The sequence below is a fragment of the Haloarcula montana genome (genome assembly GCF_035666295.1).
Taxonomy (GTDB): domain Archaea; phylum Halobacteriota; class Halobacteria; order Halobacteriales; family Haloarculaceae; genus Haloarcula; species Haloarcula montana.
Genome location: NZ_CP142029.1, coordinates 1 through 24,652, shown reverse-complemented (window position 1 = coordinate 24,652; position 24,652 = coordinate 1). Strand labels below are relative to the sequence as shown.

At 58.8% G+C, this 24,652-nt stretch carries 27 protein-coding genes and 3 pseudogenes; 9 read left to right on the top strand and 21 right to left on the bottom strand.

Annotation, left to right across the window (positions count from 1 at the left end):
* Positions 1-9 precede the first annotated feature (9 nt).
* Positions 10-528 (top strand): winged helix-turn-helix transcriptional regulator, encoded by a 519-nt coding sequence (locus tag VJ109_RS17535; protein ID WP_324761067.1) that lies wholly within the window; start codon positions 10-12, stop codon positions 526-528.
* Between the two features lies 1 nt (position 529).
* On the opposite strand, the gene VJ109_RS17530 is transcribed toward VJ109_RS17535, so the two are convergent.
* The 3 genes from VJ109_RS17530 to VJ109_RS17520 are packed head-to-tail and all read right to left on the bottom strand — an operon-like array spanning position 530 to position 3,971.
* A complete protein-coding gene (locus tag VJ109_RS17530) occupies positions 530-1,345 on the bottom strand; it encodes a hypothetical protein (protein ID WP_324761066.1) in 816 nt (271 codons plus the stop codon).
* Entirely contained in the window at positions 1,342-2,061 is a 720-nt protein-coding gene (locus VJ109_RS17525) for an ABC transporter ATP-binding protein (protein WP_324761065.1), read from the bottom strand. Before VJ109_RS17525 ends, VJ109_RS17530 begins: the two co-directional genes overlap by 4 nt.
* Positions 2,058-3,971 carry a NosD domain-containing protein gene (locus VJ109_RS17520; RefSeq protein ID WP_324761064.1) on the bottom strand — a complete coding sequence of 638 codons (1,914 nt, stop codon included), beginning with the start codon at positions 3,969-3,971 and terminating at the stop codon, positions 2,058-2,060. Before VJ109_RS17520 ends, VJ109_RS17525 begins: the two co-directional genes overlap by 4 nt.
* A 133-nt stretch (positions 3,972-4,104) precedes the next feature.
* Here VJ109_RS17520 and VJ109_RS17515 point away from each other — a divergent pair, with 133 nt between their 5' ends.
* From VJ109_RS17515 to VJ109_RS17505, 3 genes are read left to right on the top strand one after another with little or no spacing between them, the layout of a single operon-like run.
* The gene (locus VJ109_RS17515; protein ID WP_324761063.1) at positions 4,105-4,782 is read left to right on the top strand and encodes an SCO family protein; all 678 of its coding nucleotides are present in this window, start codon (positions 4,105-4,107) and stop codon (positions 4,780-4,782) included.
* Between the two features lie 5 nt (positions 4,783-4,787).
* On the top strand, positions 4,788-5,306 hold the full coding sequence (locus VJ109_RS17510; RefSeq protein WP_324761062.1) for a TlpA family protein disulfide reductase: 519 nt from the start codon (positions 4,788-4,790) through the stop codon (positions 5,304-5,306).
* Positions 5,303-5,944: a cytochrome c biogenesis CcdA family protein gene (locus tag VJ109_RS17505; protein ID WP_324761061.1), complete on the top strand. Its 642-nt coding sequence runs from the start codon at positions 5,303-5,305 to the stop codon at positions 5,942-5,944. Before VJ109_RS17510 ends, VJ109_RS17505 begins: the two co-directional genes overlap by 4 nt.
* A gap of 140 nt (positions 5,945-6,084) precedes the next feature.
* Here the strand turns inward: VJ109_RS17505 and VJ109_RS17500 are convergent, their stop codons facing one another.
* The 5 genes from VJ109_RS17500 to VJ109_RS17480 form a co-directional block, all read right to left on the bottom strand.
* Positions 6,085-7,833 carry a b(o/a)3-type cytochrome-c oxidase subunit 1 gene (locus VJ109_RS17500; RefSeq protein WP_324761060.1) on the bottom strand — a complete coding sequence of 583 codons (1,749 nt, stop codon included), beginning with the start codon at positions 7,831-7,833 and terminating at the stop codon, positions 6,085-6,087.
* A 1-nt stretch (position 7,834) separates the two neighbouring features.
* Positions 7,835-8,350: a cytochrome c oxidase subunit II gene (locus tag VJ109_RS17495; protein WP_324761059.1), complete on the bottom strand. Its 516-nt coding sequence runs from the start codon at positions 8,348-8,350 to the stop codon at positions 7,835-7,837.
* A gap of 2 nt (positions 8,351-8,352) precedes the next feature.
* A complete protein-coding gene (locus VJ109_RS19555; RefSeq protein WP_434737299.1) occupies positions 8,353-8,742 on the bottom strand; it encodes a halocyanin in 390 nt (129 codons plus the stop codon).
* Positions 8,743-8,956: 214 nt separating this feature from the next.
* Positions 8,957-9,154, bottom strand: coding sequence for a hypothetical protein (locus tag VJ109_RS17485; RefSeq protein WP_324761058.1), 198 nt, complete (start codon positions 9,152-9,154; stop codon positions 8,957-8,959).
* 190 nt (positions 9,155-9,344) lie between these two features.
* Positions 9,345-9,467 carry a hypothetical protein gene (locus VJ109_RS17480; protein WP_324761057.1) on the bottom strand — a complete coding sequence of 41 codons (123 nt, stop codon included), beginning with the start codon at positions 9,465-9,467 and terminating at the stop codon, positions 9,345-9,347.
* A gap of 153 nt (positions 9,468-9,620) precedes the next feature.
* Between VJ109_RS17480 and VJ109_RS17475 the strand changes: the two genes are divergently transcribed.
* Complete coding sequence (locus VJ109_RS17475; RefSeq protein WP_324761056.1) at positions 9,621-10,337, top strand: helix-turn-helix domain-containing protein; 717 nt, start codon at positions 9,621-9,623, stop codon at positions 10,335-10,337.
* Between the two features lie 273 nt (positions 10,338-10,610).
* Here the strand turns inward: VJ109_RS17475 and VJ109_RS19635 are convergent.
* Positions 10,611-10,745, bottom strand: a pseudogene (locus VJ109_RS19635) (hypothetical protein); the annotation flags it as partial.
* A gap of 374 nt (positions 10,746-11,119) precedes the next feature.
* Here VJ109_RS19635 and VJ109_RS17470 point away from each other — a divergent pair.
* Positions 11,120-11,407 (top strand): hypothetical protein, encoded by a 288-nt coding sequence (locus VJ109_RS17470; RefSeq protein WP_324761055.1) that lies wholly within the window; start codon positions 11,120-11,122, stop codon positions 11,405-11,407.
* Between the two features lie 3 nt (positions 11,408-11,410).
* Positions 11,411-11,932 carry a winged helix-turn-helix transcriptional regulator gene (locus VJ109_RS17465; RefSeq protein WP_324761054.1) on the top strand — a complete coding sequence of 174 codons (522 nt, stop codon included), beginning with the start codon at positions 11,411-11,413 and terminating at the stop codon, positions 11,930-11,932.
* Here the strand turns inward: VJ109_RS17465 and VJ109_RS17460 are convergent.
* Genes VJ109_RS17460 through VJ109_RS17445 form a run of 4 tightly spaced genes read right to left on the bottom strand, consistent with a single transcriptional unit; the run spans position 11,929 to position 13,982 of the window.
* The gene (locus VJ109_RS17460; RefSeq protein WP_324761053.1) at positions 11,929-12,471 is read right to left on the bottom strand and encodes a DUF8596 domain-containing protein; all 543 of its coding nucleotides are present in this window, start codon (positions 12,469-12,471) and stop codon (positions 11,929-11,931) included. The genes VJ109_RS17465 and VJ109_RS17460 overlap by 4 nt on opposite strands.
* The gene (locus VJ109_RS17455; RefSeq protein WP_324761052.1) at positions 12,471-12,758 is read right to left on the bottom strand and encodes a hypothetical protein; all 288 of its coding nucleotides are present in this window, start codon (positions 12,756-12,758) and stop codon (positions 12,471-12,473) included. The genes VJ109_RS17460 and VJ109_RS17455 overlap by 1 nt, the downstream gene beginning before the upstream one ends.
* Positions 12,742-13,611 carry an FAD:protein FMN transferase gene (locus VJ109_RS17450; protein WP_324761051.1) on the bottom strand — a complete coding sequence of 290 codons (870 nt, stop codon included), beginning with the start codon at positions 13,609-13,611 and terminating at the stop codon, positions 12,742-12,744. The genes VJ109_RS17455 and VJ109_RS17450 overlap by 17 nt, the downstream gene beginning before the upstream one ends.
* Positions 13,612-13,616: 5 nt before the next feature.
* Positions 13,617-13,982 (bottom strand): hypothetical protein, encoded by a 366-nt coding sequence (locus VJ109_RS17445; RefSeq protein ID WP_324761050.1) that lies wholly within the window; start codon positions 13,980-13,982, stop codon positions 13,617-13,619.
* Positions 13,983-14,178: 196 nt separating this feature from the next.
* Between VJ109_RS17445 and VJ109_RS17440 the strand changes: the two are divergent.
* Positions 14,179-14,337, top strand: a pseudogene (locus tag VJ109_RS17440) (YHS domain-containing protein); the annotation flags it as partial.
* Positions 14,338-14,492: 155 nt separating this feature from the next.
* Positions 14,493-14,942, top strand: a complete 450-nt coding sequence (locus VJ109_RS17435) for a universal stress protein (protein ID WP_324761049.1) — start codon at positions 14,493-14,495, stop codon at positions 14,940-14,942.
* Between the two features lie 14 nt (positions 14,943-14,956).
* Here VJ109_RS17435 and VJ109_RS17430 read toward each other — a convergent pair whose 3' ends face one another.
* The 8 genes and pseudogenes from VJ109_RS17430 to VJ109_RS17390 form a co-directional block, all read right to left on the bottom strand.
* Positions 14,957-15,079: an SHOCT domain-containing protein gene (locus VJ109_RS17430; RefSeq protein WP_324761048.1), complete on the bottom strand. Its 123-nt coding sequence runs from the start codon at positions 15,077-15,079 to the stop codon at positions 14,957-14,959.
* A 290-nt stretch (positions 15,080-15,369) separates the two neighbouring features.
* On the bottom strand, positions 15,370-16,410 hold the full coding sequence (locus tag VJ109_RS17425) for a C-terminal binding protein (RefSeq protein WP_324761047.1): 1,041 nt from the start codon (positions 16,408-16,410) through the stop codon (positions 15,370-15,372).
* 204 nt (positions 16,411-16,614) lie between these two features.
* Positions 16,615-17,844, bottom strand: a complete 1,230-nt coding sequence (locus VJ109_RS17420; protein WP_324761046.1) for a DUF4352 domain-containing protein — start codon at positions 17,842-17,844, stop codon at positions 16,615-16,617.
* A gap of 348 nt (positions 17,845-18,192) precedes the next feature.
* Positions 18,193-18,306: pseudogene (locus VJ109_RS17415) on the bottom strand (IS5/IS1182 family transposase); the annotation flags it as partial.
* 109 nt (positions 18,307-18,415) lie between these two features.
* Positions 18,416-21,142 (bottom strand): beta-glucosidase, encoded by a 2,727-nt coding sequence (locus VJ109_RS17410; RefSeq protein ID WP_324761045.1) that lies wholly within the window; start codon positions 21,140-21,142, stop codon positions 18,416-18,418.
* A gap of 551 nt (positions 21,143-21,693) precedes the next feature.
* Entirely contained in the window at positions 21,694-22,773 is a 1,080-nt protein-coding gene (locus VJ109_RS17400; protein ID WP_324761044.1) for a TrmB family transcriptional regulator sugar-binding domain-containing protein, read from the bottom strand.
* Positions 22,774-23,147: 374 nt separating this feature from the next.
* Positions 23,148-23,531 (bottom strand): DUF7970 domain-containing protein, encoded by a 384-nt coding sequence (locus tag VJ109_RS17395; RefSeq protein WP_324761043.1) that lies wholly within the window; start codon positions 23,529-23,531, stop codon positions 23,148-23,150.
* Entirely contained in the window at positions 23,528-24,397 is an 870-nt protein-coding gene (locus tag VJ109_RS17390) for a ParA family protein (protein WP_324761042.1), read from the bottom strand. The genes VJ109_RS17395 and VJ109_RS17390 overlap by 4 nt, the downstream gene beginning before the upstream one ends.
* Positions 24,398-24,652: the final 255 nt, after the last annotated feature.

Genomic DNA, 24,652 nt, shown 5'->3' with positions numbered 1-24,652 from the left:
AGATACCGAATGTCAACGGTCAGAGAGCGAGTGAACGAACACGTCGAAGCCAACCCGGGAGTCCACTTCACCGCGGTCAGGGAGGACCTAGATATCGCCACGGGACAGGCCCAGTACCACCTCAGAAAGTTGGAACGGGCCGGCGATATCGTCGCCGAGGAGATCCGTGGCCAGACACACTACTACGACCAGTCCTACGACCCGTGGGAGCGTCGCGTCCTCGCGTTCGCCCGGCGGGAGACAGCCCGGGCAGTACTGGCCCACCTCATCGGCGATGGGCCGCTGGGAGCGGTCGAGTTGGCCGACCGACTCGACCTCAGTCGGAGTACTGTGGCGTGGCACGTCTCCTCGCTGAACGACGCTGGCATCGTCGAGAAGTCCTACGCCGAGCACGGCCGTGTCGTAGTCGAACTGGTTCGGCCGGACGAGACGCGCCGGCTGCTCGGTGACGTGACGCCATCGCTCGCAGACCGCCTCGTCGACCGGTTCACGCGCCTCGTCGACGAGAGTCTGGCCGATACCAGGTGAGTCACCGCAGGTGGGCGATCACCGCCGCGCCAGCTAGCGTTGCCGCCCACCAGCCAACCAGCGCACCGATCGCGAGCCACCCCGGGACGAACGACGACCGGGTCGGGACGGCCACGTACAACACCTGGTCGAAGACGAGCCCGCGGTAGGCACCGGCCGGTGTGACTGCGAGGACCCCGCCGAGTGACTCGCTTGTCAGGACACTACCGTCTAGTGCCGCAAACACCGCTACGTCCCCGCCGACGGTCAGCACGAGCAGGCCAGCCAGTGCGAGAACCAGCGCGCGGCTACGGGAACCGGCTATCACCGACAACAAGACCACCAGTGAGAGCGAGACGAACCCGTACAGCAGCGTAAGCGCGAGAAATCGCAGGTACAACAGCGGCGAGTCGATGCCGCGATGACTCGCGAACACCGTCGTCTCGGGACCCGCCGTCGTCGCGACATACACACCGAGTGCCGCGAGCGGGATACCGACGACGGCCGTCAATACCACCGCACGGCCCGCGTACGTGCCACCGACGTATCCCCACGTCGGCAACGGGTAGGTTTCCATCACGTCAAGTTCACCCCGGGCGATCGGGTCGGCCATCGCGCGGTAGCCGACTGCGAAGGCCACAGTCGGAACGAGTATCTCGACGACGACGAGCACGTCGACGACCGTCGGGACGTAGCCACCTGCCGGGCCGCCGCCGGCGGTGGCGACGCCGAAGACGGCTATCGCTGTCACCAGCGCCAGTGCGAGAAAACTCCGTGTTCGGACTGCCGCCTGCACCTCTCGGGCGAAGACGCGCCAGACACGTTCGGCCGTCCTCATGCATCACTCCCTCCCGTAACGACGGTCGTCTCACCGGCCAGCAGTGACGCGAACGTCTCGTGGACTGGGCCACCAGTTCTTTCCCGGAGCGACGACGGACTGCCGGTCGCACGGACCTCTCCCGATTCGAGGACGACGAGATGGTCGGCGGTCCGTTCGACGAGCGGGAGGTCGTGGGAACTCAACACGACGGTCCGGCCCTCGGCGGCGATAGATCCGATGACCTCGAAAATACGTTCGCTCATCGCCGGGTCGAGCCCGCTGGCTGGTTCGTCGAGCACCACCACCGGTGGGTCGCCAGCTAGCGCCTGTGCGATACCCAGTAGACGCCTCATTCCGCCCGAGAGGCCTGTCACCGGGCGTTCGGTCACAGCCCCCAGACCGACTTCGTCCAGCAGTCGGTCGGGGTCGTCGTCGACGAGGTCGGCGTAAAACGCGGCCGTTTCAGCGACGGTGAACCCCGGCCGGAACGTCGGTTGCTGGGGAAGGTAGCCGAAGCGTCGGACGGCTTCGGGTCCATCGTACTCGACGGTCCCCAGCGTCGGCCGCTCGACGCCGAGCAGGAGTTCCAGGAGCGTCGTCTTTCCGGACCCGTTGGGACCGATGAACCCGGTCACGGCGGACGCCGGGATGTCGAGTGAGACCGAGTCGAGTGCGGTCACGTCGCCGTACGACTTCGTCAGTTCGTCTGTCGAGAGGCGCGGTGGGGGAGTCATGGCGATACATCCGTCGTGGTTTCGTTCCGTAACATAGCGACAGTCTCCGGGTTGGCAGGCGCTGACAGGGGGTGAGTGTCGACGATACTCCCGCGGCGGAAGCCGGGTGTCGTCCCGCGTAAGGCCCGGAGCGCGCGGATACTGGGTGCCGAACGGAGAACGACCGCCGCGTCAGTGTGGTGGAGTCGTCTGTCCACGGTGTCGGTCGGTGAGTACGGCTGGGTCAGTGTCGCCCCATCGTCCGCCGAGAGATCGTCGGCGCCGCTCCAGTAGTTCCCTCGGCCGTCGTCGGTGTACCACCGCAACGGTCCGGGACCGGAGACGGCGTGCTTGTCGTTCGCCACGAAGTCGTTCTCGGTGACGGTGTTCGACGGCAGGACCGTGGCAGCGGTGACCCCGATGTCGTTCCCGTAGACGACGTTGTCTTCGTACAGGGAGCGGCCGGCGTTCGCCGATAGCCCGCGTGTCGTATTGGCGACGACGTTGTGGCCGACGTAGCTCCGACTCCCGGCCATCATGATGCCGCTGCCGGCGTCCCGAACGTCGTTGCCGACGACGGCGTTGCCTTCGGGGTTGGTCATGACGACGATACCCGCGTAGTTCTGCTCGCGGGCGGTGTTGTCCGCGACGAGCGCCGACGAGGTGTACATCAGGTGGACGCCGAAGCGGCCGTCGCGGAAGGTGTTGTCGCGGACGACGGTCCCGTCGGCGCGGTGGAGATAGATGCCGTCCCGTCCGCCGCGGAACGTACTGTCTTGGACGACGATATCGGTGTGCATCCCGACGACGCCCATGAAGCCGTCCTGCCAGTTCGCGGTCCCGTTGACGGTGACGTTCTCGACGACGGCGTCCGGTGTCCGCCTGAGAACGAACCCGCTTGATCGTGTCTCGACGGTGACGTTCGAAACGTACAGCGCCGAGGCGTTTCGCGCGCTCACGGCGGCGTCGCTGTTCCCGTAGGCCGCCGTCACGGTCGCGTCCCACGCGGAGTTCCCCGCCGTCGACGTATTCCCGACGGTCTGGTTGCCGATGCCGGTGACCGAAAGGCCGGTGAGCCCGACGCGGTCGGCGGTCACCCTGACGACCGTGCCGTTGCCGCCGCCGTCGAGTGTCGCGTTCCGCCCGCGCAGCGTTATCGGGTCGTCGATGGTTACCCGCTCGTGGTAGCTGCCAGTCGGGACGACGACGGTGGTGTTGGGCGGCGCGGCGTCGACGGCGGCCTGTACCGTGGGGGCGTCCTCACCGACGACGACCGACACCGGCCGCGTGTCGAGAGCGCGGGCCGTCCGGACGGTCTCGTTGGTCGTCGATCGCCGATCCGCGATCTGTTCTCGGACGGCCAGGGGACCATCCTCCTCGAACGAGTGGGTGCGGAGTATCGACCAGTCGACGACCCGACCGCCACAGCGGTCTGCGAACGCCGCGGCGTCGGCGTGGCTCCCGAACGGCACCACCACGGGTCCCGATGGCGCCCGCGTGCTCCCGTTGACGACGTAGTGAGCCTCGCTCGCTGCGGTCCATCCTGTCGGCCCGTCGGTCCGCAACGTGCCGCGCTCGCCACACGTCGCACCGGCGCCACTGTAGTCGGAGACGTACACCGCGAGCGGGTAGCCGAACTGTTGTTCGTGACCCGGTTCGGTCAGCGCCGCGACCGTCCGGTCGAGGCCGACGTACCCGACCACGTAACGGTACTGCGAATAGAACACCTCCGCCCGTGGAACGCTGATATCACGACTGAGCGCACGCTGTTCGTCGGCCATCGTGATGCCACGCTGGACGGTCTGGTCGAAGGGAACGGGGTCGGGCCGCTCGCTGCTGAGGTCGGCCGCGAACGCGGCCCCGAATACGATGGGGGCGACGACGAGACCGAATACAGTGACCATCTGCCACGGCGACAGCGTCGAGCGCATCTATCGACGATACGAAACCGCCCGTAAAACGCTGTCTGGTAGAACCCTCGAAACAGCGCCCCTGGTCCAATTATCGAACGGTTTCGGGAATCTTACCAGATCACTTTTTGACGGTATCACCGAACGTCCACTGATGCGACGGCGACGGATACTCCGAACGATAACAGCGGGCGGTGCCGCCTCGGTCGCCGGTTGTCTCTCCGGTACCGGGTCGAACGTCATTCTCGATCCGCCGACCGACCGACAGTACGACAGCGACGACCTTCCTTACCCCGCCTACGGGCAAGCGTTCCCGCAATTCTCGCTCCCGAATCCGCTGTCCGGCGACCCCATCGCAACCGAGGAGCTAGACGAGACGCTGCTAGTGACGGGCTTCTTTACGACCTGTCCGGCCGAGTGTGTCCAGCTCATCGGTCAGCTCGCTGGGGTTCAACACGGCACCATCGAAGCCGGTATCGCCGACGCGGTGCGTTTCCTCGCGATCACCTTCGACCCGGGACGCGACGACACGGAGGCGATTCGGGAGTACGCCACACGCATGAACGTCGCCCTCGAAGTCGGCAATTGGGAGTTCCTTCGCCCGCCCGACGCGGAGGCGGCGGAGCGTGTCGTCGACGAGCAACTCGGCATCACGTTCGAACGTGTCGGGGCCGCCGAGAGTAGCCGGGTCGAGGGATACGACTTCAACCACCTCTCGCTGACCTTTCTGGTCAATCCGGACGGCTACGTGGAACGGGCGTACAGAACGTCACAGCCGGACGCCGAGCGGGTGCTCGCGGACACCCGACGGGTCGTCCAGCAGTCGGGGTGACTCGGATGCGTCGCCGCCGCCTCCTCGCGACACTCGGCGGAACCGTCGCCGTGGGCGCGGGCACCCTCTCCGCCCGACCGTGGCAGACAGCAACCGAACGCGCCGACCCCGTCACCGTCGAGACGCTTGCCGCACCCGGAAGCGACGCGGGCACGGTCACCGTTCCGCCGGCCGACGGCCCGCTAGTGCTGGAGTTCTTCGCCACGACCTGTTCGACGTGTGCCGACCAGATGGTGGTGCTCGCGGACGCGCGACAGCGCGTGGACGCCTCGGTCCCGTTTCTGTCGGTGACGAGCGAACCGGTCGATCTCTCGCTCAGCCGAGCCGACGTTCGCGACTGGTGGCGGACTCACGACGGAGCCTGGCCCGTTGGCCTCGACGACGGGACTGCACTCGCCCAGCGGTACGGCGCGACGCGGGTACCGACGACGCTCGTGCTCGACGGCGGCGTCGCCTGGCGACACACCGGTCCCTTCGACGCCGATGCTCTCGTCGAGGCCGTCCGTGAGGTGGCCGACGGATGAGCGTCGGCATAGTCACGTTCGCCTTCGGCGCCGGTGTGACGACGTTTGCAGCCCCCTGTGTGTTCCCGCTACTGCCGGGCTATGTCGGCTACTTCGCGGACCGCCATGGCGACGCGGACACGGGGCCGGTACGGCACGGCCTCGTGGCAGCGGCTGGCGTCCTCACCGTCTTCGCAGCCCTGTCGGGCGCCGTCTACGTCCTCGACAAGCGTGTGGTTCAGTCGCTGGGCGCGGTCGAACCTCTGGCCGGTGGCGTGATGATAGCCCTCGGTGGTGTGGTGTTGGGAGGGGTCGCTCCATCGTTACGGGTCCCGCTCCCGCGACGGCGTGACACAGCCGCTGGCGTCTTCCTCTTCGGCGCCGTCTATGCCGTCGCCGCTGCTGGGTGTACCGTACCGATTCTGCTGGGAGTGGTCGCACAAGCGCTGACGATGGCGCCGCTATCGGGTGCGACGGTCGTCTCGGCCTACGCGATGGGCGTGGCCCTCCCGATGGTCGGTGCCACCGTGGCGACGGGGTACGGTGCCGATGTGGTAACTGCCGGCCTGTCGACACGGACGGTCAGACGCGTCGCGGGTGTGACCATGATTGGTGCCGGCGCACTCCAGATGTGGGCAGGCTTCGCCGCGGCTGGCTGACGCCTGTGAGCCGTCGGGGGCGTCTCGACTCTCATCCGTCGGCTCATCGATATCCCCGTTCCCTAGACGGTGGTTGTCCCGTACCAACGGGCCTCCGGTCCCGGTGTCGGAACGGCCCTTACCGGGGTGAGACAGCCGTCTCAGGCGGGGAACGGTGGTGCCGCGGGGGTGAATACGCCGTCGGCCACCATCGAGTAGATAGGGAACCCGTAGGCGATGGCGACGAGGACGACGGCGATGGCGACCCAGAGCTTCACGTTGTCGAGGACACGGGGACTGTCCGCGGGGCCGGAGATGGGGGCGGGCAGGTGGCTGTCGACGCGGAGTCGTCCGCGACCCCGTTCGGCCAGCCACGTCCCGACCATGACGAAGACGAACATGAGCGCCCCCAGTGTCAACAGCGTCCCGCCGAAGGCGATCTGGAGGCGCATCTCCGACATCGACCCCAGCACTGGGGCGAAGTCGAACTGCTGGTACTGTGGTTCGGCGGTCCGGCGGGGGACGCCGGCCAACCCCGCACGGTGCATCGCGTTGGACATCAGGGCCATCCCGGTGAACCAGATGTAGGGCTGGACCTGTGCGACCCCGTAGAACTGGAGCCGTTTCCCGGTGATCTGTGGGTAGAGCCAGTAGCTGATCGCCATCATCGTCAACGCGCTGGCCGTGCCCACAGTCAGGTGGAAGTGGCCGGGGACCCACAGCGTGTTGTGGACCAGCGAGTTGATGTTCATCCCGGCGTTGACGATGCCGGAGAAGCCGCCGGCGGCGAACATCAGGCCCGCGAGCGCACACCCGGCGAAGGCGGGATTCCCCCACGGGAGCGCCTTGAGCCACCGGAGATACCCCGTCCCGCCGCGCTGTCGCGCACCGTACTCCATGCTCGCGACGACAGTGAAGGCGGTGAGAAAACTCGGGAGCAACAGGAACATCGTGTTCGTCATGGCGATGAACTTGAATCCCTCGGGGACACCGGGGTCGGCGTACTGGTGGTGAAAGCCGACCGGCGTCGAGAGGATGAGAAAGAGGACGAAGACGACGCGGGCCAGCGGGTCGCTGAACAGCCGTCCGCCCGAGAGTTTCGGGAGGATCGTGTACCACGTGAAGTAGGCCGGCATCAGCCAGAAGTACACAACCGGGTGGCCGAAGTACCAGAACAGCGTTCTCGTCAGAAGGGGATCGACGCTCTCGATAAGCCCGAGCGATAGCGGCAACAGAAAGCCCAACACTTCGACGGCGACGCCGACGGTGGCGATGTACCACATCAACGTCGTCGTCAGTATCATGAACGTCTGCAGCGGGATGCGCTGGTCGGGGTTGTCCTGGCGCCAGCGGTAGTAGCTGCGTATCCAGTCGGCACCGGCGAGCCACGTCCCGACAAGCCACGCCGCGAGCCCGGCGTAGAACAGTGGATGGGCCTGCAGTGGCGCGTAGAACGTGTACAGCACATCCGCCGAGAAGGGTATCTGGCCGACCAACCCGCCGAAAATCGCCGTTGCGGTCATCACTGCACCGGAGAGCATCAAGAGGAACCACGCGAGCGAGAACCGTGGCGAGGGCAGTTCGCGCCCGAGGCTCCGGCTCGTCCCCCACGTGAAGATACCAGTCAAAAAGAAGATAGTGAAAAACAGCGCAAGCAGGACGCCGTGACCGGTCAGGACGGAGTAATAATCGGCCGAACTGATGATTCCCCGGAACACGTTCGTCCGGTGGAGCGCCTGCACGATTCCCAGCACCGCGCCGATAGCCAGGGCGGTAAACGAGACGCCCAGCGAGAGGCGTGTGATGCGTGCGGCGTTTGGATACTGGTCGACGAAGGCGAGTCGGTCCCGTAGCTGTGTGTCTTCGTCATCGTACACCTCGGGTGTCTCTGACCTGTGTGGATGTGCCATCTCAGTTCACCTCGCTCTCGTTGAACTGCCCGTGGGGGACGACCTCCAGTGAGCCTTCCATCGTGTGGTGGCCGCTCCCGCAGTACTCGTTACAGACCAGCCCGTACTGGGCGGGCTCGTCGAACTCGACGGTGACCGTCGCTACCTGTCCGGGGACGGCCATCGTGTTGATGTTCGTCCCGACCACCTCGAAGCCGTGCATCACGTCCGTGCTGGTGACGTGGAACGTGACGGTGCTGTTTGCCGGGACCCGAACCGGTGTGCTCGTCCCAGGGACGAACATGAACTGCTTTGCCTCAACGTAGACATCGTAACGCCCGGCTTCGCTCCTGTCGTAGACGCCCGGTTCCCTGAAGTTCTCGGAGGCGATCGCGTTCGTCGGGTCGACCTCGCCGCCGGTGTCGTCGACCATCCCGTAGCCGGCGCCGACGGCGCCGTAGGTCACCGTTCCGACGAAGAGGACGATGAGTGTGAGCGCGCCGACCAGCCACAACCGTTCGAATCTGTGGACGTGCATCGTCAGCTCACCACCGCCGGTCCGTTTCTGAGGAACTCGACGAAGTACATAAACAGCCACAGGACCGCGATCACGAGGAAATACAGCGCGATGAGCAGCCCGGTCCCGACCGGATCGAAGGCGTCGTGGTCGACTGACCGAGTCTCGCTTTCCGGAACCTCGGACTCGTACATCGGCGCGGTGTGTCGGTTTGGAATCCGGTCCTCGATCGGCGTATCCGGGGAGAAGGTCGGTTCCGGCCGGTCACGCCAACCGTACATGTAGACGCTACCGACCGCGAACGCGGTCAATGCGAGCGCCACGGCCGTCACGAGCGGTCCGCTGCTGGCGTCCGTTGCCCCGCCGCTCGCACCTTGTGCGCTGGCCACCCCGACAGCGCCGAGCGTGGCCACCGTCGTCGATACGCCCAGCAGTACCCTGCGAGCGCGTCGACGCCCACAGGTGGGAAGAGGCTGCGACCTCGGACTCTCTCGTCGTTCGTTCATACCCATCCTATCTCGACTGGACTGACCTGACGGTCTTGTAGTCTGGCTTGTCACAAGACAACTCCCCCGGTGTGGGGTACAGAACACGATGGGATCAACCAACAGGGTGGCGTGGCCCGTACTACCGGATGCGGGTCCACTCGCGTTCGATCGTCCCGAGGTCATCCGAGCCGAACATGAGACGGACGGCGACCACGATGAGGACCGTATTGAGGATGGCCAAGACAGCGACCGGTTCGACGGTCACGACGAACGCGACCGCAAACGGGATCGTGAGGAGACCGACCAGCGGGAGCCACGAAAGCGGTGCCGAAACCATGTGATGGGGTCACGGCTGGGCTGGCTTAGTCGCCCGGTTGTCACAGGACAAGTTCGGTCGCGAGTGCCGGCACGCACCTCCCGAGCCACACCAGCTAAGCGCTCGACTCGCTCTCTCCCTGGGGGTGGCCACTCAATTCAGCTCATGAATTCTCCGGTGGTCGAAATCAGGACTCCGTGACACGTCCGGACTACAACGAACCGGCGAAGGTCAGCAAGTCGACGCCGATGATGAAGAGGACGACGAGCAGTGCGACGACCATCACGACTTTTACGAACCAAGGCAACGTACCATCGGCAGTAGAATTGCTCATGTTCGAGATTGGGCACCGACGACGCCTGAACGTTTCCTTGTCCTGCGACAATTCCGGCAAAGGCGTCGAACTCTCTCAGCCGGCAGCGGGCACGAACGGAACCGTTGCTACGAATCGAAATTGACTGTAGCGTGCAACAGTAAGTGCGAATAGATGCGGGAGTTCGTGTTCGATATCCGGTACGACGCTGGGGTCGACGAACTGATGGACCTGTTCATCGAGACACCGGAAGCCCGTTCAACGATGTTCCTCTGTTCGATGGGCAACGCCCAACTGTGGCGGTTGGACCGGATCACCGGTCCCGCGCCTGTCGTCGAAGCGGCGACGGCGCTGTTGACCGACTCGACGTACGACCAACTCAGTATCAGTGGTCGTCGCTGTGGTGGTCGCCACTACAGCGACATCCTGGAGGATGACCCCCGGCGAAGTGTCGTCTACAGCTACTTCGAAGACCTCGTCCACTGTGACTCCATCCCGACGATTACCAACCGGTATATCACTGGCGCGTTACTCTTTGAGGTGACGCGCGCGGACGACACCGAACGCTGGCGGATACTGATGGAGGACGACAAAAAAGTCGGGATGCTGTACGACACGCTGGGTGGCAGGTTGCGGGACGGACTCTCCTTTCATTTCGACCACGTCGGCGACGCGACCGGTCCCTTGCTCACCCTCTTTAATTCGGTCACGATGCGTCCGGAACAGAGCCGTGTCCTCGAACTGGCGGCCGAAAACGGGTACTACGAGACTCCACGTCAGACGACCCTCGATGAACTGGCCGCGGAACTGGACTGGCCGCGTTCGACGGTCTCGTACAGACTCCGGAAAGCCGAGGCGGCCCTCGTCGAAGCGTACATCGACGCGAAGTAGTCTCGGGACCGACAGGCCACCCCGAAAGAGATGTCTTTTCGACTCCGTCCCCGTCGATGCCGTCTCGATCGGCGCATTGACAGTCGTCGCACATCGAGTACCGCTCTCTGCGTTGGATTGAGGTCTGCAGCCGTGTGATACTACGGAGAGAACAAAGATATCAGGGGGCGGAGTGGCCCCGTCTCCGGGGTCGTAAGCAAGCGGCGATACGACGAGACCGTCGTAGGGGAACACTGGCTTCTTTGCCCGCCCGACTGCCTCGAAGCGGATGACGCCCAGCGCTTCGAGTGTCGTCAGTTCTTCGGAGACGTTCTTTTTGTCACGGCCGACCAGTCTGCTGTCTCGCGAATACTTTCGAGTTCTTCGTCTCTGATCACGCGCAAGAGCGTGTACGTGTGCTCGTTGCACACATCAGTTAGCTGGCCCTCACTGGACGATTCGGTCGAGTTACCCGGGCGATAGACGCCATCTGGTGATATGGGATTGCTCAGACGGCTTGTCCGGATGTATCGCGACCTTGCCAAACAGCATGTGGGTGACCACCTCAGATAAAATGCTGAGTTTGTTCGAAGTTTACGAGAATAGATGATTAGTTGTCGCTTTGTAGAAATCCAAACACAGCATCTGTACCTCCCGATCTGCTCGCAAAAGTTGCGACCGCCCCTCTCAATGTATAAGATCGGATTCGACGGTTGGACGCCAATCGTTTTCCGGTACACATCCATCCATTGAGTTGTACCGATCGCCGAGCACGTCGCACGTATGTGCACAGATAGTAACGTATGCCGCTCGCTCAACTCCTCGAACAGTACATCAGTCTCGGTATCTTCGTCCTCGCCGCAGGCCTGAGTGTACTCAGCTTCCTCGCATGGCGGCGGGAACGTGATGGCCGTCTGCGAATCGTCACGCTCGGGTACGCGATGTTCGCCGTCTACGGACTCATCGTGTTTCTCGAGTATCCGTTGCTCCCGTATTTCCCGTACGCGACGCTGGAACTCCTCGAACACGGGAGTGCGATCCTGATCCTCGGTGGCCTCCTAGCGTTTTTCGTCGCTTTGACGCGGGACTAAGCAATGTCGGACCCGGATCTCGAACTGGCCTCTCGGCGGGAAATCTACCAGCGGATAGCCGACACGCCGGGCGTTCACTTTCGCGCGCTCCTTGACGACCTTGAGTACGCACAGGGGACACTCCAGTACCAGCTCAGGTGGCTCGCCGACGAGGGCCTGATTGACGTCTCGGACGACGGTAAGTACACGCGGTACTATCCGGCTGCCGAGTTCGACGAAGCCGATCGGACAGTGATGAACGCGTTGCGTCGGGAGTACAGTCGCCGCATTCTGGCACATCTTCTCACGGATGGCCCGCTTTCGACGACCGAACTGAGCGACCGCTTGGACAAGGCGCAATCGACGGTCTCGTGGCACCTCTCGAAACTCGCCGAAGCCGACCTCGTCACGAAAGAGCGCGAGGGCCGGAGTGTCGTCTACGAGGTCAGCGACCCTGACCGAGTCAGATACCTCTACACGGTGCATCGGCGCTCGTTCACGGACAAAGTCGTCGACCGCATTCTGGGCCTCTGGGACAGCTACTAACCCGGAGTCGCGTTCGACGAGTCTCCCCGGAGCACCAGCAAGCGCAACAGGAGCACGTACACGAGAAACGCCACCGAGGGACCCAGCAGGGGACGGACGAGGCCGGTCAGATCAGTCCCGATTGCGGCCGCGTGAATTGTCCCGAAGGCGAACCCAGCATACGCGAATGAGTGGACGACGCGTGGGCCCCAGGGGCGCTGGAAGCGTCTTGCGTCAGTAAAGCCAAGCACCGCGACGACGAGCATGAACAGTCCCCCCGTACCCACGGCGACGCCGCCGAGAAAGTACGGCATCGAGTATGCCGGCGCCGGAACCTGCCCGGTGACGACGAACCACGCATCAAGGACACCGAGTCCCGCATGGAGCAACGTGACGATCATCGCGAACACGGACAGTTCGATATGGATACGTCGGGCGGCCTCGTGGAGCACGCCGAACGACTCCGTGTTATAGAGGATACCTGTGAGAACCGCCAGATACAACGCCGGATACGTGACGAGCGCGGCACCCCGGTCGAGGAGCCAGACGAGTTGTGACATTACGATGCCCCCGTCGTTGCGACGACATCGGGACAGCCGTCCGCGTCCTGAAACCCGTTCTTCGTTTCCGGTCGTGTCGGACATTTGTCGGCGGAGTCGTCGATGCCATCCCCGTCGTAGTCGGCTGAGGCCTGTCTCGTCGAAACGGTCTGATCGACGAGATCGCTTTGTTTTTCTTCGGTCGCTCGGGTGGCACGCACGTCTCCGATCTGCCAGAGGGCAGGGACGACCATCAGCAAGACGACGATCGCCACGGCGGTGATTCGTTGCTTATGTGTCCAGGACATGTGTGTCGAATCCCTCTGTCGTCTGAAAGACGCCGTCGTGGACGATGAATGCCTCCAGGTCCTCCCATTCCGATGCTAGTTCGCGTGCTTCGGCAAGTGGGAGTGCCGCAAGCGTCGTCGCCAAGGCGTCGGCTTCCATACAGTCTCGGCGCGCCACGACGGTGACGGACTCGTGACGAGAGCCGAGCGATTCAGTGGTCGGATCGTAGACGTGGTCAGTGCCGTTTCGAGACCGTCGGTATCCGCCGGATGTTGCGACGTACCAGTCCGTGTCGAGGATCTTCAGCGGTGTGTCGTCACCGTACGGGCTCTCGATGGCGACCGGGCCGGTCGGTGGAGACATATCCCCACCACCACTGACGAACCCCCGTCGGCCGACGCCTCCGAGTTCCTCGCTGACCCGGTCGACGATGTACCCCTTGGCGAGGCCATTGAGATCGAGTTCGACGGTGGTAGTTACGTGCGACCCGCTGGTTCGGACAGTTCCGGACTCAAACTCCGTCGGTGGTGTGTCACTGTCACCACGCAGGAATGCTTTGAGGTCGTGTTCGACGCGACCCTGCTGAATATCGAACGTCCCGTCGGTCCGGTTGTTGTATTCGAGCCCACGCCGAACGAGACGCGCGACGTGTTCGTTCCTGACCTCTCCCTCACGGTTGAGTTGACTGACGGCACTCGCCTCATCGAAGGCGTTCAGTTGTGCTTCGAGCGACGCAGCCGTTTCTCGGGCCGCGGTTGCCACAGCGTCGGCCCGGACGCCCGTCGCCTGAATCCAAAACGTCGTGTCACAACATTCGAACTCGCGGTGGGTGTCTCCGAACCGTACGTACACCGATACGAGTGATCCCATCATCCCGGTCACTCGTCCTCGCCGTATTCTTCCTCCTCGTGGTCCTCCTCATCCTCCTCGTGTTCTTCCTCCTCGGCATATTCCTTCTCCTCATCGTCCTCCTCATCCTTACCGTATTCTTCCTCCTCGTGGTCTTCGTCCTCGTATCCGGACTGTGTCTGGACTGCCGGGGTGAACTCCTGATTCGGCGTCGGCGCATCAGAAACAGCCTGTTGTGAGGGATCTGACGCGGTTGTATCTGCTGAGTTAGATTGCTCACCAGTCTGTGCAAGGCCGCCACCGGGCAGAGCAAGGGCCCCGGCGATACCAGCTGTGAGGAGCGCACCGACGAGCGTGAAGGCAACGAGTTTGTTTTTCGGGACGGGAACGCGCATGATTAGCTTCCCCTCTGTGCAGAACCGCTATCTTCGACGTGTCGGCCGTTGCGTTCTGCCATTGCAAATAGAGGGTCAAGGCAGTCTTAGTAAGTCGTTCGCGTCCAACCCTCGAATCTTCGTACAGCTATCGAATCGACTCAGAGCGGGAGGGAGTGTCTGAGTATGTGTAGAAAAGCAACGGATATCGTCGACCCCCGTCTGTGGGATGCGAACCGACGACAGCGAGCCGTTGGCGACCCACGACGGTGAGACGCACTACTTCTGCTCGCAGATCTGCAAGGAACCCTTCGAAGAGTATCCCGACGAATACGCCACCGGGCATCCGATGGTGATGGAAGGCCACGACCACTGACGGACATCTCGCCGAGGATTCAGAGCGTTCGATATGAACTTCGCTCGGACATGGATCCATCCGCTGACGCGGCCATAGTGAACGCGCTACCGTGACTCTCGCTCGGAGGGAATTGGAAGCCGAATTTATGGTACCCGCCTTTGAACTTCGACTGAATGTACGACCGAATTCTCCTGTCGACCGATGGAACTGTCGCGTCCGAAGAGGCTGAAACGCACGCACTCGAGCTCGCAGCCGCCCACGACGCAGTCCTTCACGTACTCTACGTCGTCGACGAGGATGTCGTGACTGCGTACAGCGGGGACGAGTACGTCGATGAAGCCGAAGGTCCCGAACACGGCCTCGAAGACCACGGCGAGGAGACGCTTTCGGAACTCCGACGGCGAGCCGCAGAGATCGATGTCGACGTCGAGACGTCGATGCAACATGGCCGCCCCGCTGAGACTATCGTGGATCACGCAGACGACTGTGACGCCGATCTCCTCGTGCTCGGTACCAAACGCCGGCCCGACGAATATCGTGCGCTGCTCGGAAGTGTCACCGACCGTGTCCTCCGATTGACGACTCGTCCGGCAACCGTCGTGAAAACTGAAGTCAGCGAGTAGGAAACGACCGTCTGCTACCGTCCAGTATCTGGTGTGAGACGGGCGCGACGGCGGTCGAATTCCTCGTCGTCGATCTCGCCACGGGCGTACCGCTCCTGCAGGACAGCGAGTGCGCTACCCTCGGGGGAACCGTCCAATTAGGACCGGGTTCCCAGCCAGTAGACGAGAGAAACCGGGAAGGAAACGAGAAATGCTATCCACAGGAGACCGAACAGCATCATCCCCCAGCTCCAGCCACTCCAGCCGGCCATCTGGCCGTCGTTCCACATACCGTCGTGCCAGTCCCACACCAATTCCCCTTCCGATGGATTCGAGGAGGGTTGGATCATCCTCGCCGACGAACTCAACGACGCCAATCCGCTCGTTTCGACGGGAGTGGACGAAGCACGCTGGTTCATCGCTAGCGAGACTGACAGTGGTGGAGTTGTCAGCTCCACACCGTGTCTGAGGTGACAGCGTTGTCGGGTTGCTCACCTCGTAGTACGGCAGCAACGCCTTCGGCAACGCCTTTCGAGAGGTCCTTCTGGCTCTCTTCGGAGTACCATCCTGCGTGCGGTGTGAGCACGACATCATCACGATTGAGCAGTGGGCTGTCGGCAGCTGGGGGTTCGGACTCGAGCACATCGAGGCCAGCACGCGCGATTTCCCCAGTAGATAGAGCCTCAACGAGTGCAGCTTGGTCAATGACTCCACCGCGGGACGTATTCACCACAATGCACTCCTCGGAGAGACGCTCAAACTCCTCCGCCGAAAACAGATGACGAGTCCCCTCGTACAGCGGGACGTGAATTGAGCAATACTCTACCCGGTCGAGCAGTGTCTCGAACGCCACCTTTTCGACACCATAGTCACGCATTCGGGCCTCGGAAACGTAGGGATCGGTCGCTATCACCTCGACCCCGAAAGTCCGGAGTTTCGACGCGAGTCGTCGTGGGATGTTGCCGAAGCCGACCAGTCCCAGCGTCCGGCCTGTCATTCGATGTAACGGCTGTTCCTGCTGCCAGTCCCATCTGCCAGCTTTCACCGCCCGATCGTATTGTGGGACTGCACGGACACATGCCAACAGAAGCGACAAGGCATGGGTTGAGACCTCTTCGAGGGAGTACGTAGGCACATTCACCACAGTGATGTCATTGGCGACTGCTGCATCGAGGTCGATATTGTCAACGCCGATGCCGGCCCGCCCAACGACTTGTAACGATGACGTACTATCGAGCACCGCTGCCGTGACTGGGGTCTGTGCGTCGACAATGATCGCCTCTGCATCTCGGACAGCCCTGGTGACGGCGGCTTCGGTCTTTTCTTCAAGGATCTCTATCGTCGCGTCAGCAGCCTCCAATATGTCGGCTTGATCTGCTGGATCAACTGTCTTGGAATCGCAGAGTACAACGGTCGCAGTCATTCTGACTGACAGTATCGTGCCCTGCCCATACAATACTAATGCCGGGGACAGCCTGTGGTCAATCATCACGACGTGTAGATAGCTATGTGCAAGATATGCATATCGAAGAAAATAGACTTTGAGTGGAGTAATTACGGGCAATCGACCGTTCGCTACCGGACGTATTGGCTGGAAGCCTGGACTCCCCATCTCAGCCGTGGCAATTACACTCAGTCATCTTAGCTGTACTCGAACGGCTCCGATGCGGTCCCCGGCTTTCACCAAAGGGCCTCAGGGGGTAACGGTGAAGGTGACTAGACTGTGGGGGTTGAGCCGGTACTTGACCGGCGTGTTGCCATTGTAGGGGGTGGTGACCCGCATGGTTTGGGTCTCGCCTGGAGCAACCGTGACAGTGGAGAACGAACCACTCAACGGATACCAGACACCCGCCCGTCTGATCGTGAGTGCATCTGGGTCTTCAGTATACTTCCAATCGAGGTCGCCACGGAATGTCCCGGCCGCGTCACCCGTATTCTCGATCTCGAAGAGGAACTCGGTGGTCCCGCTGTTGAAGCTCTCTGGGACCGTCACGTCAGCGACTCCGAGTGACGGGAACGCTGGGTCGTCCTGTCCAACGTCGACAACGACATCCGGAGAAGACGTGGTTGATACGAGATTCAGCCCCAGATTCAGTTCGGGCACCCCTGATTTCGGGACCGCATACGCGACCCAGCCCGACTTTGACTGGCCAGGGTTCACTTGAGTCCCGATCAGGGGCGACCCTTCGATGACGGGATCATCGTACCCATCAACGAGACCACCGTCGGCAACGCTAAACGCCTGTGGTGACACCTGAGACCCCTCGGTTTGAGCGTTTTCGACCGTGAGAGAGAAGACAGCGATGATCTGGTCATCGAGGGTCGTGCGGAGCTTTGCGCCGCGATTCTCGGTCGGCGGGCTCGCCAACGACTCTGTGAACTGCACGCCAGACACAGTGTATCGAAGGCCACCCGGAGACTCGACCTGTTCGCCCGTCGCTGCCTGACGCGACCCGACGCTGACGAGAGGTTCTATGTCGTCGGCGAGTTCGTACACGCCGGACCCGGCTTCGATCCGATATTCCCCAGCCGCGTTAGCGTCGAACGACCCGATGCTATGACCTTTCGATTCGCCAGATTCGAGGCCGTCAGCGTTGAGTGTGGCCGTCTGCGAGTCGGACTCGCTCGAAGAGAGGCGGGTAAGTTTCACTTCGGCGTTGCCTTCGACGGGTTCGCCGCCGACGTTCGCGAACAGGACTTCCCCTTCGAAGGAGTCGCCGTAGGTGATTTCCTGTGGGAACGTTAGGCGGAGGACTTTGACCCGTGCAGGTGCCTCAGAGTCGACTTCATACGACGCCGTAGGCGTCGGACTGTTAGTTGGGGTACCGTTGCTACCGCTACTGCCATCAGAGCCTCCACAACCGGCTAGCGCTGCCGTGGTGGCAGCACCGCTGGCCGTCATCAAGAACTTGCGACGATCCATTCGTTACACTTTTCCTCTGATGTTACGATATAAAAAATTGTATATATAGGAATAATAGTAGACAAGAAATACTAAAATAATCTGGCCAGGAACGGTAGTTATCGATACAGTGGATTCTCCAGGGGCCGTCTCGCGAGGGGCTTCAGGCCGTCCGGAGAGACGGGTGAATCGTCTCCACCGAACACGTAGGCGGCCCCGTACAGCTCTAGGACGACCCACGACGGTGTACTGATTCGGTTTCCTGCCGGTCCACTGACCATCCCAAGAAGCGTAATCGCGACGAACACAACCTGACGAAGGGTCTCCGGCCGTTCCGCCAACGGTTCGAGACGGTCAAGCCTGTCCTGCGTCGAACTCTCCGAGACCCAAAGAGAGGCGCTCAAACAGCGCTAACACCTCAGTCTCCGCGATATTGAACAACGTCTCTACCGAAAGCTCGTTTTGCAGGGTCGCTGACTGCATACCACCTCAGTGATCAGCCTACTCTCAGGTGTGGAAACCGTTCTATGATACCATATATAATACGGATAAAAAACAGCGGTAGAAGCAACTGGGAACAGCAGTGGAGCGACTATTGGTCGTTGTTATATGCAGTGATAATATCCAATATGTCGTTCATTGATAACGGCCCATGTCCGGGCAACGGCTGTTCATTGTTGAATCTCGTAATTGAATCTAGCACTTCATTAAAACTCACGCGCCCATCGTCATCGCGATAAATTGAACTCGGGTCCTGCTCGGGTGGTTCCACGGTAACATTGATGCGTTCTTCGATGTCTCGAGAAGACGTACCGATCATAACTTCATATTCCCCCTGCTTTATTTTCCAATTCCCGGCATCAGGATCCCAGTACTTGAAATCATCGGCGTTCAACTCGATGTCAACCGTTTCGGTACTGCCAGCTTCAACAGACTGTTTTGCAAAACCCTTGAGTTCCTTCGGTGGTCGGTCGATCGGTGTCTCACGGTTGCCGATGTACATCTGAACAGTTTCAGAACCTTCGATTTCACCCACATTACGGACATCAACACTCACGGTAACCCCTTGGTCAGCGATAATTGTGTCCGCTGAAGCTCTAATATTTGACAATTCAAACTCTGTGTAGGACTCACCATAGCCGAAGGGGAATAATGGCTCAATATCTGCTTCGTCAAAGTGTCGGTACCCGACGTAGAGCCCTTCATCATAATAGACATCGCCCGAAACGCCGGGATATCCGCGTGCTTCTTCAGGGAGCGTGGATATCTCTTGTGGAAGATACTCTTCTGATGACTGAGCGAACGTCACTGGTGTTTTTCCTGACGGGTTTGAATGTCCAACTAGGAGATTCCCAAGGGCAGCTCCGGCTTCCTGGCCAGCGAACCAAGGCTGTAGAACCGCTGGAATACTATTAATCCAAGGCATCTTAACCGGTGATCCTGTGTTCAATACAACGATTGTATTGGCATTTTCTTCCGCAACTGCTTGGATCATAGCCTCTTGATCCATTGGCAGGCCGAACTTATACCGATCTGCGCCGATATTTGTGAACGTTCGTGCTATAATCACAGCAACATCGTTCTGCGATGCAGCATCAACAGCACTTTGTATATTAGAGGGGGGATTCCACTGCAATTTTGCTGGTCCACTACCAGTAATTTCAACAGTCACATCGTAAGTAGTGCCAGATTGAAGGTCGATACCGGAACGTTCAGGCGTTGCCAGCGAACCAACACGTGCCGGTTCTCTGTACATTACCAGTTCACCATTAATATACAGTTTTCCCTGACCGCCAGTCAAGAATGATAATCCATACGTACCGGTTTGCGAAGGTGTGATCGTTCCGGTCCACTTTGCAGATTGGAATTTTGCAGGTTGTCTAAAACCTGAACTTTCGACATTAATAGTGGTTTGAGTCCCTGTTTCAATGGGATCTCCTTCTAAAGCGGAGTTATCATAATATTCATATTCAAACCCAGACTCATCAGATGGAACGTACTCTAAATTATCGGTCTGAGTCCCGTTGACCGTCACACTGTCTGGAGTCGCCTCATCTAAGCCATCAATGGGACCGACTCGCCTGATCGGATTCGAGATTGTTTCACTTCCACCGACCCCGGGTTTAAATTCTGTAGGTGTTGGTCCAATAACTCCTATCGAACTGACGCCTGATACATCAATGGGAAGTGTATTATCCTCGTTTTTTAGGAGCACAGTGCCTTCTTCAGCTATTTCTTGTGCAAGCGTAATGTGGTCAGAATTGCCAATTACAGATGAGTCACCGACACCTTCCCGATCCCCGGAAAGCGAACCAATTTTTTCCTGTGATCTGAGTCCACGTCGAACCATTTCATCGACCACAGCTTCATCCAGCTCATCATCAACTGCATCTTGCAGAGAGGATCCAAAATAAGAGGCACGGGGCATTTCCACATCAAGTCCATTCTTTGCTGCAGATACGGTACTATGAGTCCCACCCCAATCAGAGAGGACAAATCCATCGAATTCCCATTCGTCTTTCAGAATATCACGGAGAAGATTGTGGTTCTCACTCGAGATCACACCATTGACGCGGTTGTACGCCGCTATAAGTGCACCAGCGTTGCCGTCCTGAACTGCGTGTTTAAATGGTGGTAGATAGATTTCCCGCAGAGTCCGTTCATCAACTACAGAGTTATGTTCAGAGATAGAGGATTTATCATAGGTATCCCCGGTTGTCCGAGTCTGATTGTAAGCGACAAAATGCTTGGGAGTGGCAATAACATTCTCTGCCTGTACTGAACTAGTATATGCTACGGCCATTTCTGAGGAGAGATGTGGATCTTCCCCGTAAGTTTCCGAATTGCGGCTATCGAACGGAATCCGAAACATATCCATCGAGGGGCCTAGCAATACATCGGCTTCTCCCGCTTTGGTTTCGCGTGCTATTGCTTTGCCCATCTCCTGTGCTAATGATGGATTAAAGGTTGATGCCAAAGCGATCGGATGTGGGAAGGCAGTTGTACTTGTATTGTCACCCAGTGCTGCACCAGTTGGGCCGTTGATTAGATCTAGTTGTGGAATCATCGGGCTTTCCAAACCAGTCACACGCCCCGCGATCCCAGAAGTCCTACCTACACCGTGAGTCCGACTAACCTTCTGTCTAAGGGACATCTCATTAACCAGAGAGTCAATATCAGTTGTTGAGGCCTCACTGGCGCTCACTGAATTCATCCCGATTCCGTATCCCAGTGTAGTGATTCCGAGCGATTGAATAAAGTGACGCCTTTTCATGCTTTTATCGTACGTATTCTGTCCGGAGTCGTGGTTTTCGCTCATCGCAGGTCATCCGTTCTGTATTCCCAGTAATAAATATATGCACGTACAGAGATATTGTAAGAAAATCGGTTATCTGATTTTGGAAGAAGGATTTTCTACACCCAATGTGGCATATTTATACATGTGGAGTTGACCCATCATTGGAGCACATCAGTTTCGACCGTCAGAGCTATAGTGGCCATAAAAAAACCATTGCACACCCGATCGCACGATTGCAGTACGATCGATGTGTACATCGTTTCAATCGTCACTTCAGGGTGAACCGGGAAACCGTTGATCTCCATGTTGGACCCTTTCCGCTTCACGAGCAAAGTCGTTCAGTTAGCAAAAATACTGTTGTTGAGCGAAGCGAAAGCTGCGAGCATGCGGTGGCCTCGCGACACTCGAAGCGGGAAGCAACTACTTTACGAGCGACGACAGACTCGACGAAGAGTTGGACGGGGACTTTCGGCAACGGCATAGATTGATGCCAGTGGGTTCCAACGAGAGCAGGTCCACTCACATTCCGCGTTCGGTGTCGACTACTCGTTCAACGCGATGCAGTCCTATCTCTACAAGGGATATAATGTAATAGTAGTTGAAGCAAAGTCTTCAACATATGCTCCCTCACTACCAACTGATACTGTTGTTTCACCTGTGTCAATGAGAAGACTGTTTTTTGTGCCAAATCCACCGTCTTGTGGATACAATATATTCTGTGTGGTCTCTATTATTTCTCCAGATATGGTCTCTGTCTCTCTTTTTGACGATCCAGTATAATATCCAGAGACTTGGGCAGCGATTGAATTCCCACAACGAAGATGGATTGTCGCATTGAGAACAGCGGCTAGCCAAGAATTATATCGGTTTGGTAGCTGATCAGCGGTTGGTATCAGCACTTCATGTGCTGGTTGCCAAATCACACTCATAAACGCCCCCCCAATGAGGACCGTATTAAAACGGTTGGTGAGGGAGATGCAATTTCTATCTGTTTGGCCCCAGTTAAGAAGATTCGCAGACCCAACTATACCCTGTTTACCATCCGCCACCAAAAGCACTCCACTAGTATCATAAAAGAAACGGACTGCGGAGGCTATCGACTGAAGATTAGTACTTGTAACCTCAGATATTTCTCCGTGCAGAACAAGTAAAACGAAAACACCATCTTCCACCGCCTGCCGAAGAGCGTCTGCAAAATCAGAGAGGTGTGTAACTGGCATCATCATTAATATTGATTTTGATGACTCATTGATTATTGACCTCATTTGTTTCTTGAGTGTTTGTCGAGAACGGATGAGTTCCGGCGGCGTATCTTGATCTGTAGGTGTTTCATAATATGTCTCGACCTTTCCTTCCAAGTTTGATAATTCGCTCCGAATATCGTTGAAAGCCTCCGTAGGGGGGCGGGCACAGACTAACATTGGAGTTCTGTTTGAATGAACAGTGACCAAACCACGTTCCGCAAGTTTGTCACAAATCTCATACACATAACTTGTTGACACATCTGATTCAGATGCTAATGTAGTTGGTTTTATTTGATCATACTCAATGATTGTCATATATACATTGGCCTCTTTTTTTGAGAGGCCAAGCTTCTGCAATTCTGATTCCATACTTCTGTTTTCGTATAGCTCTCCGATATTTTCAGACATAATTTAACCAAATTTTGTTATTGTCTTTATATCAAACGCCTCGGATGAACTATTTATCATGATAGATGGGCCTTAGGGTGTTTACTATACTCTGAATAAATAGTTCTATCGGCTACTCCAGATTGCGGGATGGAAACACACCAATGGGCTAAGATGTCGAAACCCAACAAGGGTTTCGCTAGGTTGTCAACCGCCTCAGGGTCAAGCCCCGTGGTATCCGCCTCGTACCAACTGTGAATCACTCGGTAGAACCGTTATCCGAGGACCGTAGGCATTGAGAAGGGCACTCTCAATATCTGCCCCCTACAAAATATGGCCCGGAATGAGGTAAACTGAGCCGACTGCTTCGGGCAAAATATATTGCGGAATATGGTTTATTGGGCGTCGTATCCCCACTCACGAAGTGTGCCGGCAACCTCGTCGAGATGCTGTAATCCCACGAGATAGGCCGCTTCTCGGAGGTCGGCTTTGTTTACAGTCTCTTCGATCGATATCTCACTGCGAGCGGTTTGCTCCCGATCAAGCGTCGAATCCTGGAGATGGAGTTGCACAGTCTTTGCACGCCCATCAGTGATGCTATTGCGACGGTAGATCCATGGTAAATTTGTCTGCTGGCGGTGCTCAGAGCCACCAGATAACTCCGGCTCCTGACTCTGTTGGGTTCCCGTATCTTTCGGTGACGGTTGAGAGTCGTCGGCGCTGGTGTCATCATCGTTGAGTGGGTCATCGTCACTCGCTCCGCTCTTGAAACCAGTCATGCTGGTTCCTCCAGTGCACCGGGTTCAGGTGGCGATGGCGCCTCGACCCCACCCTCCGTTTCGAGGAACCGTGCCAGGCGGTCGAACTGAGCGAGTGTTTCGATCTCGTAGTCCCGTCGTCGTGACCGGAACTCACGCACGTAACGGAATGCCGAGCACTGCTGTTTCCAACAGCCTTCCATTAGCGATGTACGGTCACCGATCACTTCTGGAGTGGGGAACTGGATCTCCTCGAGCATCTCGCGCTGGTCGGACGTGTTCTTGACCCCGTTTGGAATGGCACCAAGCACGCCGAGATCGATATTCAGCTGCTCGGCGAAATTCGTCGCTAAATCGGCAAGTCCCTCTACCGACGCTTGGCCCTTCCAGCTTGGTTCGACTGGAATCACGAGGTTGCGCGTCGCATAGATCGAATTGTAGAGGTGATCCGACTCAGTGGCTGGCGGGTCACAGATCAACACGTCGTACGTGTCGCCAACTCCAGCGTCACGGAGGACTCGTTGGAGTTGGGCGTAGATATTGTACGCATCACCGAGATCTTCGGCCTTGTCTTGTTCGCGACTGAGATGCCCCGAAAGGTCGGCAAGCATGTTGTGCTCGGGGACGATATCGACACCCTCTGCTGTGCGAATCAGGTCCTCGAATGGACCTTTTGGGCTGTTTACCATGTGGCGCACGAGGTTATCGGCACTGGAATCGGCCCGGTTATCGTCGATCCCCATCAGCCGCGAGAAGTCGCCATCTTGTGGATCCAGAGGGACGACAAGCGGTTTGAGACCGCCGCGGGCGTGCGCGACTGCGAGGTTTGCCGTCAGTGAGGTCTTCCCGACCCCTCCTGCTTCTGAGTACACTGTGTAGCTTAGCATACTGTGTTGTGTGTCTTAGATGTATAAGAAAGTACGTCAGACATCATGCCCAACCAACTAAGTAAAGACACTTGTCTAAGACAGTTATCTAAGATTCTTAGATAAGGTACTTTCCGGACAGTGGTAGCTATGAAACTTAGAACTAAGGGGCCTGTTAGAACCAAGATAGATATCTAGCCTACGTAACGGGCCTCCCCGCTACCATTAACTCAAGCCAAAGCACTGCCCAGGCCACCGTGTCGATTTTCAAGTCAG

Bases quoted from the DNA above. Each gene is read 5' to 3' on its own strand.
- VJ109_RS17470 (WP_324761055.1), top strand. From the start codon at position 11,120: ATGCCGCTCGCTCAACTCCTCGAACAGTACATCAGTCTCGGTATCTTC.
- VJ109_RS17465 (WP_324761054.1), top strand. From the start codon at position 11,411: ATGTCGGACCCGGATCTCGAACTGGCCTCTCGGCGGGAAATCTACCAG.
- VJ109_RS17395 (WP_324761043.1), bottom strand. From the start codon at position 23,531: ATGACTGGTTTCAAGAGCGGAGCGAGTGACGATGACCCACTCAACGAT.
- VJ109_RS17435 (WP_324761049.1), top strand. From the start codon at position 14,493: ATGTACGACCGAATTCTCCTGTCGACCGATGGAACTGTCGCGTCCGAA.
- VJ109_RS17410 (WP_324761045.1), bottom strand. From the start codon at position 21,142: ATGAGCGAAAACCACGACTCCGGACAGAATACGTACGATAAAAGCATG.
- VJ109_RS17425 (WP_324761047.1), bottom strand. From the start codon at position 16,410: ATGATTGACCACAGGCTGTCCCCGGCATTAGTATTGTATGGGCAGGGC.
- VJ109_RS17510 (WP_324761062.1), top strand. From the start codon at position 4,788: ATGCGTCGCCGCCGCCTCCTCGCGACACTCGGCGGAACCGTCGCCGTG.
- VJ109_RS17455 (WP_324761052.1), bottom strand. From the start codon at position 12,758: ATGTCCTGGACACATAAGCAACGAATCACCGCCGTGGCGATCGTCGTC.
- VJ109_RS17535 (WP_324761067.1), top strand. From the start codon at position 10: ATGTCAACGGTCAGAGAGCGAGTGAACGAACACGTCGAAGCCAACCCG.
- VJ109_RS17480 (WP_324761057.1), bottom strand. From the start codon at position 9,467: ATGAGCAATTCTACTGCCGATGGTACGTTGCCTTGGTTCGTAAAAGTC.
- VJ109_RS17515 (WP_324761063.1), top strand. From the start codon at position 4,105: ATGCGACGGCGACGGATACTCCGAACGATAACAGCGGGCGGTGCCGCC.
- VJ109_RS17460 (WP_324761053.1), bottom strand. From the start codon at position 12,471: ATGTCACAACTCGTCTGGCTCCTCGACCGGGGTGCCGCGCTCGTCACG.
- VJ109_RS17420 (WP_324761046.1), bottom strand. From the start codon at position 17,844: ATGGATCGTCGCAAGTTCTTGATGACGGCCAGCGGTGCTGCCACCACG.
- VJ109_RS17500 (WP_324761060.1), bottom strand. From the start codon at position 7,833: ATGGCACATCCACACAGGTCAGAGACACCCGAGGTGTACGATGACGAA.
- VJ109_RS17485 (WP_324761058.1), bottom strand. From the start codon at position 9,154: ATGGTTTCGGCACCGCTTTCGTGGCTCCCGCTGGTCGGTCTCCTCACG.
- VJ109_RS17390 (WP_324761042.1), bottom strand. From the start codon at position 24,397: ATGCTAAGCTACACAGTGTACTCAGAAGCAGGAGGGGTCGGGAAGACC.
- VJ109_RS17475 (WP_324761056.1), top strand. From the start codon at position 9,621: ATGCGGGAGTTCGTGTTCGATATCCGGTACGACGCTGGGGTCGACGAA.
- VJ109_RS17450 (WP_324761051.1), bottom strand. From the start codon at position 13,611: ATGATGGGATCACTCGTATCGGTGTACGTACGGTTCGGAGACACCCAC.
- VJ109_RS17495 (WP_324761059.1), bottom strand. From the start codon at position 8,350: ATGCACGTCCACAGATTCGAACGGTTGTGGCTGGTCGGCGCGCTCACA.
- VJ109_RS17530 (WP_324761066.1), bottom strand. From the start codon at position 1,345: ATGAGGACGGCCGAACGTGTCTGGCGCGTCTTCGCCCGAGAGGTGCAG.
- VJ109_RS17525 (WP_324761065.1), bottom strand. From the start codon at position 2,061: ATGACTCCCCCACCGCGCCTCTCGACAGACGAACTGACGAAGTCGTAC.
- VJ109_RS17445 (WP_324761050.1), bottom strand. From the start codon at position 13,982: ATGCGCGTTCCCGTCCCGAAAAACAAACTCGTTGCCTTCACGCTCGTC.
- VJ109_RS17400 (WP_324761044.1), bottom strand. From the start codon at position 22,773: ATGTCTGAAAATATCGGAGAGCTATACGAAAACAGAAGTATGGAATCA.
- VJ109_RS17520 (WP_324761064.1), bottom strand. From the start codon at position 3,971: ATGCGCTCGACGCTGTCGCCGTGGCAGATGGTCACTGTATTCGGTCTC.
- VJ109_RS17505 (WP_324761061.1), top strand. From the start codon at position 5,303: ATGAGCGTCGGCATAGTCACGTTCGCCTTCGGCGCCGGTGTGACGACG.